The 10,449-nt window shown below is 45.5% G+C and carries 4 protein-coding genes; all 4 read right to left on the bottom strand.

Annotated features, from left to right (window positions below; translation table 11 throughout):
* Positions 1-591: 591 nt before the first annotated feature.
* The 4 genes from nhaA to AC1DND_RS12055 all read right to left on the bottom strand — a co-directional run bounded on the left by nhaA (position 592) and on the right by AC1DND_RS12055 (position 8,874).
* Positions 592-1,788, bottom strand: a complete 1,197-nt coding sequence (gene nhaA / locus AC1DND_RS12070; RefSeq protein ID WP_477581908.1) for a Na+/H+ antiporter NhaA — start codon at positions 1,786-1,788, stop codon at positions 592-594.
* 1,070 nt (positions 1,789-2,858) lie between these two features.
* Entirely contained in the window at positions 2,859-3,749 is an 891-nt protein-coding gene (locus AC1DND_RS12065; RefSeq protein WP_477581906.1) for a PorP/SprF family type IX secretion system membrane protein, read from the bottom strand.
* Between the two features lie 38 nt (positions 3,750-3,787).
* Positions 3,788-8,152, bottom strand: coding sequence for a CehA/McbA family metallohydrolase (locus AC1DND_RS12060; RefSeq protein WP_477581904.1), 4,365 nt, complete (start codon positions 8,150-8,152; stop codon positions 3,788-3,790).
* 239 nt (positions 8,153-8,391) lie between these two features.
* A complete protein-coding gene (locus AC1DND_RS12055) occupies positions 8,392-8,874 on the bottom strand; it encodes a hypothetical protein (protein WP_477581902.1) in 483 nt (160 codons plus the stop codon).
* Between the last annotated feature and the right edge of the window lie 1,575 nt (positions 8,875-10,449).

The following is a 10,449-nucleotide window of genomic DNA, read 5'->3' as shown; positions in this document are numbered from 1 at the left end:
GGGTACGACGCAATCTTAATGCGTTCGTAATGCATTGCCTTTGCAGGTTTTGCCCTTCGCACAGTCTTGCCTCGGCTCACCGCCGCCGAGGGGCTCTTACCTTTTTCTTGATAAAAAGGTAACCAAAAATCAAGGCTTGGATCTGATGTCGGATAAATTCGTTAAAGCTTTTTTAGTCGTCAGCACAAGCCCCCGATGAAGGATCGGGGAGGGCGTGCTGCCTCGGGGTAGTGGTAGGTTGAAAGGAAGTGCTAAAGCTTTAACGTTTTCTCCTTCCATCATATCCTATACCGGATAGCGAGGTGCAGATTGCAAGGAGCGTATTGCATGGGGCATATTACAGGGTGCGGTAATTTGTTTTTTAGTCCTTTCCCTTTCAGGGGAAAGGTGCCGATAGGCGGATAGGGGTTTAAGGCGTTCGCTATAATACGGTCGTCATTCTCGCGCAGGCGGGAATCTTAAAGTCCCGTATAGCAGGGGAGCAGATAGCATGGGGCATATTACAGGGTGCGGTAATTTGTCTTTTAGCTCTTTCCCTTTCAGGGGAAAGGTGCCGATAGGCGGATAGGGGCTCTGTGGCCCCTCTGTGTTTTACTTTGTGTCCTCTGTGGTTAAATTGCCTTCTGTGGTTAACCCTTGAGCTTTAACCGATTTCAAAAACACAAAACCCACCACACCCGATAGGATCGAAGCGGTTAAAATCGCAAACTTCGCTTCGGAAACATGCAGCACCTCACTAAAAGAGAGTAGCGCAATAAAGATCGACATGGTAAAACCGATTCCGGCGAGCATGCCCAAACCTAAGATGTGTTTCCAGCCTGCTCCGGTGGGTAAATCGGCCCATTTTAATTTCACGGCGAGCCAGCTGAAAAAGGTTACGCCAATGGTTTTACCCACGAATAAGCCTACGATAATGCCGAGGCCTAGAGGAGAAACCAGTCCGGCCAGCATTTCTTTTTGGAAAGTGATATTGGTATTGGCCAGTGCAAAAATGGGCATAATGATGTAGTTTACCGGCGTGGTTAAAAAATGCTCCAGTTTTTCCAATGGCGATTCTTCATCTGTTTCGTTGGTAGGGATGGTGAAAGCCAGTAATACGCCTGCAATGGTGGCATGGATGCCCGAGTGGTGAATGAAATACCAAAGGAATATGCCCGGGATGAGGTAAAACACGAGTTTCTTTACGCCGAAATAATTCATCAGTCCTAAAAGAATGAGGATGCCCCCAGCCATGGCCAGGTATTCGAAATGAATCTGGTGGGTATAAAAAATCGCGATGACGAGAATGGCGCCGAGATCGTCGACAATGGCTAAAGCCGCCAGGAATATTTTTAAACTGGTGGGTACGCTTTTACCCAACATGGCGATAATGGCGAGGGCAAAGGCAATGTCGGTTGCCATTGGGATGCCCCAGCCTGATGCCGAAGTTTCGCCTTTGTTGAATAAGAAATAAATCAAGGCAGGAACCAGCATGCCACCTAAGGCAGCGATTACGGGTAAAGCCGCACTCTTAACAGAAGATAATTCGCCTTCTACGAGTTCGCGTTTGATTTCGAGTCCTACGAGCAGGAAAAATATGGCCATTAAGGCGTCGTTTATCCACGCCAAAATGCTATAGTTTACCGGACCGAAGCCCAGTTTAATTTCGAGGAAATTGATGAAAGCATCTTTAGCAGATGAATTGGCAATAATTAGGGAAATGGCAACGCAGATTAATAATATAAATCCACCGATCTGTTCTGAGCGGAAAAATCTTTTAAAAACGTCCAGGTTGATGAGTTTGGCCATGAAGGTAAAAGTAATGAAATAAGGGGGAAAGGGGGATGTTTTTGTAAAGAAATGTAGGGTAATAATACGGTCGTCATTCCCGCGCAGGCGGGAATCTTAAAGCACTGGCTGTTCTTTGTCCTTTGCTCGGGCTTGCCTCGGCTCGCCGCCGCCGAAGGGGCTCTTTCTTTATCCTTGATGATAAAGAAACAAACAATCAAGGCTCGCATCCTTTCTTGTAAAAACCTACGGAAATCTTGATCGCGGCAGTATCGAGGCTCTTACCCTGGCTTATCCCCGCGCACCCGCTTGATCCTGCCTTGAGCTGTGGGGTAACGAGGGGATTGCACAGATTTCCGTGCTTTTTCCTGCGAAAATCTGCCAGGCCGATAGCATGATGCAGATAGCATGGAGCATATTGCAGGACGCGGTAATTTGTCTTTTAGTCCTTTCCCTTTCAGGGGAAAGGTGCCGATAGGCGGATAGGGGTTTAAGGCGCTCGCTATAATACGGTCGTCATTCCCGCGCAGGCGGGAACCTTAAAGCAGTCGCTTTTCTTTGCCCTTCGCACAGTCTTGCCTCGGCTCGCCGCCGCCGAAGGGGCTCTTACTTTTGGCTTGGCCCAAAAGTAACAAAAACCCAAGGCTTGCATCTTTTCTAGTAAAAACCTACGGAAATCTTAATCGCGACAGTATCGAGGCTCTTACCCCGGCTTATCCCAGCGCACCCGCTTGATCCTGCCTTGGGTTGTGGGGTAATGATGGGGAGTGCACAGATTTCCGTGCTTTTTCCTGCGAAAATCTGCCAGGCCGATAGCATGATGCAGATAGCATGGAGCATATTGCAGGATGCGATAATTTGTCTTTTAGTCCTTTTCCTTTCAGGGGAAAGGTGCTGACGGGCGGATAGGGGTTTAAGTCGCTTGCTATAACGTGGTTCAAAGATTTCTCTCCCGAAATTTCAGGATTGCACTCCATCCGAAATGACGATAATTCTTCTAAAACGAAAAGCCGCAGATCTTTCGGTCTGCGGCTTTTCGTTTTGTTGCATTAKGATCCCCGCATGCGCGAGGATGACGACAGTCGTTTAAATTAAGGCTTCTTGCCAATATTTACCCTGATGTTCACTTCAAAATCGCCATCGGTATAACCACTGATTGCGGAAGTTGCGGTGTTGTAATAAGCCATAAAATACAAGGTCGATTTGTAGTTCATGCCGAAACCAAAGGTGGCGTTCTGGGTATTGTGGTACATCGCCATTACGTACAGTTTATCGTTGGCAAAATTTGCATTTAAACCAGCATCCCATAAGTTTTCGTAATTTTTGATGCCCCTGAAAACACCTTTGGGTTCGAGGCTGATTCCGTTTATGCCTGATCCCAGCATGAACTTATAACTGACCGCCGAATAAAACGTTGGTTTGTCGGCAAAGTTTAAATCGTCTTTTCTGAAAACGGAACGCATGTTCGGTACGGCACCTTCAACGGTTAATCCTTTCGAAGTATAAGAGATCCCGAAATCGCCATCAACATAATAACCCCTGTCGTTAAAACGGGCAATGGATGGGTCGTTAATGTCGCTGTTTCTTATACTGCTTAAATCCAGCTTATCCTGACTGGCACCAAAAGAGATCCCGAAGTTTAATTTCTGGTCATCGCTGTTTAGCGGAAGGTGGTAAGCAAAGGTTCCGACTGCTTTGGTGCGTTGGATACCGCCCGATTTCTCGTTGTAGATGTTTACACCCCAACCCACTTTGTTCAGCTGCTGATCTAAGGTTACGCTTTGTGTAATGGGGGCACCTGGAATGTTAGACCATTGCTTGCGGAAACTTCCGTTGATGTTAAACCCGGCTTCGATACCGGCCATTGAGGGGTTAACGAGGTAACGGTTCTGGAAATATTGTGCATTGAGTGGAAGGATCTGCGCTTTAACAGATCCGAAAAATAATGTGCCTGCAGCAAATAGAAACGTTACGCGACGCATTTGCTTTATGTTTTTTGTAATTGCTCTCATGTCTGTAATTAGTCTCTAATGATGTTGATATAACCTTTGAATGTACCAATGCCGCTACCCAAATCGATGATGTAGTAATAGGTACCCTCGTTTAGCGGACTGCCGTTTATGGTTCCGTCCCAGTCGTTGGCATAAGTATGTTTGGTGTATAAAATCCGCCCGGCCTTATCGAATATCTTCAAGGTATTGTTTGGATAATAATCGATGTTCTTCACGATAAATTTATCGTTATAACCATCACCATTCGGCGTAACTACAGTACTGGCTTCGAGTTTATAATCGTCTATTACGGTAATGGCAATGCTTTGATCGCTCACACAACCACTTACATTGCTTACGGTTACTTTATAGGTGCCGCTTTGTTTCGGTCGGATGGTGAGCGCTGAAGTGCTTTGTCCGCTAACGATATCCGAGCCAGTCCAGCTGTATTGTGTACCACCTGTAGCCGTTAAAACGATGGCATCGCCTTTAGAAATCGATAAACCTTTGTTGCTGCTGATGGAAACCACAGGAAGGGCATTTACCGTTACCATGGCTGTTCCGGTTTGCGTTTGGGTAGCATAGGTATCAGTCACGCTTACTAAATTGTAGGTAAATGTACCTGTTGCGCTGGTTGGTACGCTAACCGTTGCCGTAGTTGAGCTTGTGCTTACCGTGCGGTTACTACCACCATTTACCGTATAAGTAAAGGTATAAGGTGCTGTGCCAACCGAACCTGTGAAGGTAATGTTTGGTGATGAACCGAAGTTACATACGGATGTATTACCTGCAATGGTGGCTACTGGTAAGGGACGAACCGTTACCGTGGTTGAAACATTTTGCACCTGAGCACTAAAAGCATCGGCAATGTTGGTGATGGTGTAAACGAATGTGCCCACCACGTTAGTTGGTGCCGTTACTGTTGCGGTATTGCTTGTTGCCTTCAATGTTTGGCTGCTACCGCCATTGATGTTATAAGTGAATGTAAACGGTGCTGTGCCTGCAGTTGCCCTAAAGGTAATTACCGGAGCAGTGGCGTTTTGTGGAACAGCAACACTGGCACTTAGTGCGGCAACCGGTTTGGCATTAATATGAAGATTGGCAGCATTGTAGTTGATGGTGTAATTGCTACTTAAAGCCAGCGTTCCCTGCTGAATGGCGTAATCGCCTGCGGTTTCGCCCGTCACACGACTTAATGCTCCTGTAAAAGCATCGGTACCAATTAATGCAGGGCTAGAAACATAAGTAAATGCGGGATCAGCTGTTCCTTCTAGCTTGCTTTTGGCGTCTGCGGTTACCGTAATGGCCTTAGGGGCAATGGTTAATACCTGTTGTTTGGCAACTGCCGGGTTAAAGAAAGTATCGCCCGGTTGATTGGCCGTAATGGTTACGGTACCTGCTTTTACAATGTGGATATCGTTATTGCTGATGGTGGCAATATTGGTATCGCTGCTGGTGTATTCGATGTTAATGGCCGTATTGTCGCTCGTAGCCCCTGCAACTAAATCAGGGTCGCCATAAGTAGCCGTTCTGGTGGCAGTAAAGGTAATGTTCTGGTCTTTCTTAACGGTTGCATCATCCCTGGTGTACCAGATGGGGGAGGTAATGATCCGGCTTCCGTCTGCCTCTACAATATCAGCATAATAATAACCTGTGGCCAGGTTGGCCAAGGCATTATCGGTATAGGTTAAACTTGCGGTTGGGCTAGTGGTTAATTCTACCGGATTGGTACCGCTTCCAGGTGTTCCGTATAAAATCCGGATGCTGGTTACGGCACTTGTGGTAATCGAACTCACCGAGATCTGTGGTGCACCGGCGGTTTTGAATACACTGCCTACAGGTTGTTTATTGATGGTGAAAACGACTTTCGCGGCCGAATCTTCTGAAGCATAAAAACGCATCTTTTTAATGGCATCCAATAAATCGTTCTCGGTAAGGGCAGGAGCCAATACCACCAACCTTGCACGGGTGTGCTTACCAAAGGTTAAATTGTGGTTATCATGATCGATGGTTGCACCAAGGTGATAACCCTTAGCCAGCATGCGGTTATAATAGCTTAAATAACTCATTGAGCTGGCGGGATCGGAATAGGTAACATTGGTCGAAAATGCAGGACCACTTTCTAAGGCCGCACCTACAATGGCGCTATCGGCACTTAAATCGTAAGTGGCCGAGATGTTGTTAAAATCGGTAGTATTGGGGTGAGCCAAAGTAGCTACGGCATTTAAACCATGGCGGTTAATGATCCTGAATAAACCCGCAGGGCCGGTATAAGTACTTTTAGGTACATAAATCTGGTTTTCGCCGGGCTCCCAGCCGATCAGTGAATCGATACCGTACACAATTACGTGTCCGCCGCCACTGATTACACCCCATTCCATACCGTGCAAAGCAACGAAAGTAGAAGTGGTTGCATTTTTGGCTGCAATGATACCCGGTTGCCAGTTGGCCAATGACATGCCGGCCTGGGTATGGTTATGCTCTGATATCCCAAGGAAATCGAGGTTCATCGCCGTTTTGGCAAAAGCATAATCATCCTCTGGTTTTTTGGTTAAATCGTCTTTATTTCCGTCAGAATAACTGCTGTGACTGTGTAAGTTACCATAATAGAAATTGAGTTTGTTTACATCTAGGATACCGGTTTTAAAGTTCCCTAAAAGGGGCTGTGTGGTTAAATATAAAGGGCCACCGCTGCAAGCACTGTTTACCGCATAGGTGAAAAAGTAATAATTGGTGTTCTGGGTTAAACCATTTCTGATAAATGAAGTGCCCGTTCCTCTTTTCACCACGATACCACCACCTAAAGCATCGCCAACATTATAAACCGTTTGGTTTACCGGTGCTGCGGTTAAGGTATTGCTGGTACTCATCACCACCAGGTATTCATCAGCTGCGCTGGTGGCGGTGAAAGAAGCCTGGATAAAGTTATAGTTAGCAGAAGTAATGGTAAAACCTGTAGGTTGTGCCGTTGGAGTGGCACAAGGCAATAAGGTTTTAGTAGTTTGTGCTGCGGTTAAAATATTGGTGGTTAAATATTTCGGTCCGCCGGTACAAGAAAGGTTGTTTAACGGAACAATAAAATAATTGTAAGTAGTAGAACTGTTTAAATTGTTATCGGTAAAAGTATTGTTTACAATTTTATTGATTACCGTGCCCCCACCAAAAGAAGAACCAATGGCATAAGCGGTACCATCAACCGGAAGCGCGCTTAAGGTGGCATTTAAACTTCTGATGATCAGGTATTCGTTGGCATCAGCCGATTTAGTGAAAGTAGCGGTGATACTGCCTGTGGTTACAGCGCTAAAAACCAACGCGGTTGCAGGGCTGCTTGGTGCGGCGCAGGCAGGTAAGTTAGGTGGGAAATGTACACCCAATCTATTGGCATCGTCATCATCAATGGCATTTTGAACGGTAGCCAGTGGTGTTCTGGTCCAATCGTCGTCTACATAAGTAGGACTAGGTGCGGTTACATTCAAACTTCTTACATAAGAAACATCTTTGGCGTTAACCCCCTGACCGAAAGCATCGATAATGTTGTTGTTGGCATCTAAAAGGGCCACACCATCGTTACCGTTAAAGTTGATTACGGTGTTGCTGTTCAGTATAGCACTAGCTGGGGTTAAATATGGAACTTCGCTCGTGCTGTTGCCCGTGTTGCCCAAAAGTACGGAGCCATGGGCCGGGATGGTAAAGTTTAAATTTACTGTTTGCGAAGGTGTACCAGTGATGTTGATGTTACCCGCGTCGCCCGAAATATTGTATAAAGCTAATTTTAACTGTGGTGATGCGGTATTGATCGGGGCATTGCTCAGGTTGGTTAATTCGATCCATTTGTTTACAGAGGTACCTTCGTAATATTGGCTGATGATTACGGGTGCGCTTACCAAAGGAGGATTAGCAGTGGTAGCATCTACCGCGGCAACTGTGGTTTGTAAATTGCCGGCTGCATCCTGTGCCACAACATATAAGGTATAACCAGTACCGATTGTTAAACCGGTGATGGATGCACTGGCATCGGTGTTGGCCGTGTTGGCAAATGATCCAGATTTTAAAGCTGCAGCTCCGCTTCCATCCTGTGCGGCTTTCACCTGTGCAGGTGTTGGAGCGGTTCCACCCGAAAGGGCTAGCACATAATAAGTGGTACCTGCTTCGTTAATGTTGTTTGCAAAAGCTACCGAGGTAGTGGTAACCGTTGTTGTTTTGGGATAAGTGGCTGCGGTTACCGGTGGGGTAACGTCTGCCAAACCCAGTGTTGTTACATTTAGGAGCGTAACCGAAGTTTGTAAATTAGGCGTGCTGGCACCATCTTCTGCCACCACGTACACCGCATAATTTGTAGTTGCGGTTAACCCGGTAATGGATGTACTAACATCTGTATTGGCTGCATTGATCAAAGCGCCAGATTTAATGGCTGCGGTACCACTCCCGTTTAATCCAGCTTTTACCTGTGCAGGTGTTGGTGCTTGACTGCCTGATGCGGTAACAACATAATAAGTTTTACCCGGCTCATCGATATTATGGGTAAGGCTAAAAGAGGTTGAGGTAATATTTGATGTTTTTGGGTATAAGGCCGTATTTACAGGAGGGGTATTGTCAGTACCAGAAACTGCAGATCCAGAAATAACTACATCATCTATACTAAATGTACCTCCGGCAGCTTCGGCATTGTAACCATAAAGGGTGATACAGTGGCTGGTAAGTTAGCTGCATAACTGTCTTTGCTCGATCGTACACTGTATTGCCTGATCCCGGTTCCTGAACGTTGCAGGGTGAATTTAATCCCCGTAATGTTTAGGGTGTAACCTGTAACAGGCGTGATGGTTACTTCGTAATACTTGGTTAAATCTATTGTGCCGGTAAAAACATCACTGGCATTGGTTGCGCCTGTAGGCTGACTGGTGAAAGAAAACCTTACAGTTGCGTTAGGGTTTGCGGAAACAGCTCCATTAGCCGTAAAAGAACCGAAAGTAACTCCGGTTGCAGTTGGAACCGGGGTAGGGTCCGTTTTACCTGTAGTGGTAGAAACACTACTGAAATTGTAGGTTCCATTAAAACTTTGGGCAAACAACGAAGTTGCCAAAAGCATTGTAAAACATAATAGTAAAAGTTTTTTCATATAAGTTTTTTRGGGATATGAAATGATGAATTAATCTTTTTGAATAAGTTAGCGAAGCGAATTAAGCGTAATTGCTTTATTTTTCGGGAACGGTCCCGCGAGGATTCGAATGATCAGATTAGCGTTTTGCCATATAGAATAATAAGGATTGTAATTAGAAGATTTTTGATCATTCAGCGCAAATCATCGCTACTATAAGGCAAATACCTATAGCAATTGTGCGAAAATCATTTGCCTGACAACGATTTTTTTAGCTGGAAAGCTTTATTGGAGTAATTGTAGCGCCATATAGAATGATTAGGTTACGAAAATAAGCGTAGAATATTAATTCAGTATTAGAATGAGGTTAATTTTAGTTGTTTGTTTTGTTAAAAGCTTGTGGAGTACGGTATTAAAATATAAATTTATATATTTCTTTGGTATTTAGGTTGGATGTTGATAAATTTTAGGCTCCTATTACTGTTTGGAATTAGCCCTTTCCCTTTCAGGGGAAGGTACAGGTAAGGAGATAAGGGTTTAAAACGCTCGCTATAATACGATCGTCATTCTACTACAACAATAAATCCGTCATTGCGATGAGGCTTTTTCAGCCGAGGAAGCAATCTTACTACTCTGGGTTATCTGCGATTGATACGGCAGTCACACGGTGGTTTTGCTTCTAACAATTTTCTGTCAACCTGAGGCACGAAGGATCTTTTACCAAAAGACTCTTCACTGCGTTCAGAATGACAATTGTAGGTTTTGCCCCAGGCTCGGGCTTGCCTCGGCTACCGATGAAAAATCGGTACAGGTCCACCGCCGCCGAGGGGCTCTTTCTTTATCCTTGATGATAAAGAAACAAACAATCAAGGCTTGCATCTTTTCTTGTAAAAACCTACGGAAATCTTAATTGCGGCAGTATCGAGGCGCTTACCCTGGCTTATCCCAGCACACCCGCTTGATCCTGCCTTGGGTTGTGGGGTAATGATGGGGAGTGCACAGATTTCCGTGCTTTTTCCTGCGAAAATCTGCCAGGCCGATAGCATGATGCAGATCGCCTAGCGCACATTGCAGGGTGCGGTAATTTGTTTTTTAGCCCTTTCCCTTTCAGGGGAAAGGTGCCGATAGGCGGATAGGGGTTTAAGGCGCTCGCTATAATACGATCGTCATTCTACTACAACAATAAATCCGTCATTGCGATGAGGCTTTTTCAGCCGATAGCCTGTCCCGAACTTTCGGGAAAGCAATCTTACTACTCTGGGTTATCTGCGATTGATGCGGCAGTCACTCATCGTTTTTTTCTAACAATTTTCTGTCATCCTGAGGCACGAAGGATCTTTTACCGAAAGATTCTTCACTGCGTTCAGAATGACAATTGTAGGTTTTGCCCCTTGCTCGGGCTTGCCTCGGCTCACCGCCGCCGAGGGGCTCTTACCTTTTTCTTGATAAAAAGGTAACCAAAAATCAAGGCTTGGAACTGATGTCGGATAAGCTAGTCGAAACTTTATTTGCAACAGCGGCTAGGAACGAAGAAAAATCGTTCTTGCCTCTGTTTTGGTTCTTTGGGTCAGGGAAAGATTGTGCACAAGTTTCAAC

The organism is Pedobacter sp. 01N416 (assembly GCF_056399685.1).
The sequence above is the reverse complement of the archived record's forward strand: the minus strand, read 5'-3'. Positions and strand labels throughout refer to the sequence as shown.

What these genes read in the sequence shown, in the direction of transcription:
- nhaA (WP_477581908.1), bottom strand. Translation starts at nt 1,788, where the DNA reads ATGGCCAAACTCATCAACCTGGACGTTTTTAAAAGATTTTTCCGCTCA.
- AC1DND_RS12065 (WP_477581906.1), bottom strand. Translation starts at nt 3,749, where the DNA reads ATGCGTCGCGTAACGTTTCTATTTGCTGCAGGCACATTATTTTTCGGA.
- AC1DND_RS12055 (WP_477581902.1), bottom strand. Translation starts at nt 8,874, where the DNA reads ATGAAAAAACTTTTACTATTATGTTTTACAATGCTTTTGGCAACTTCG.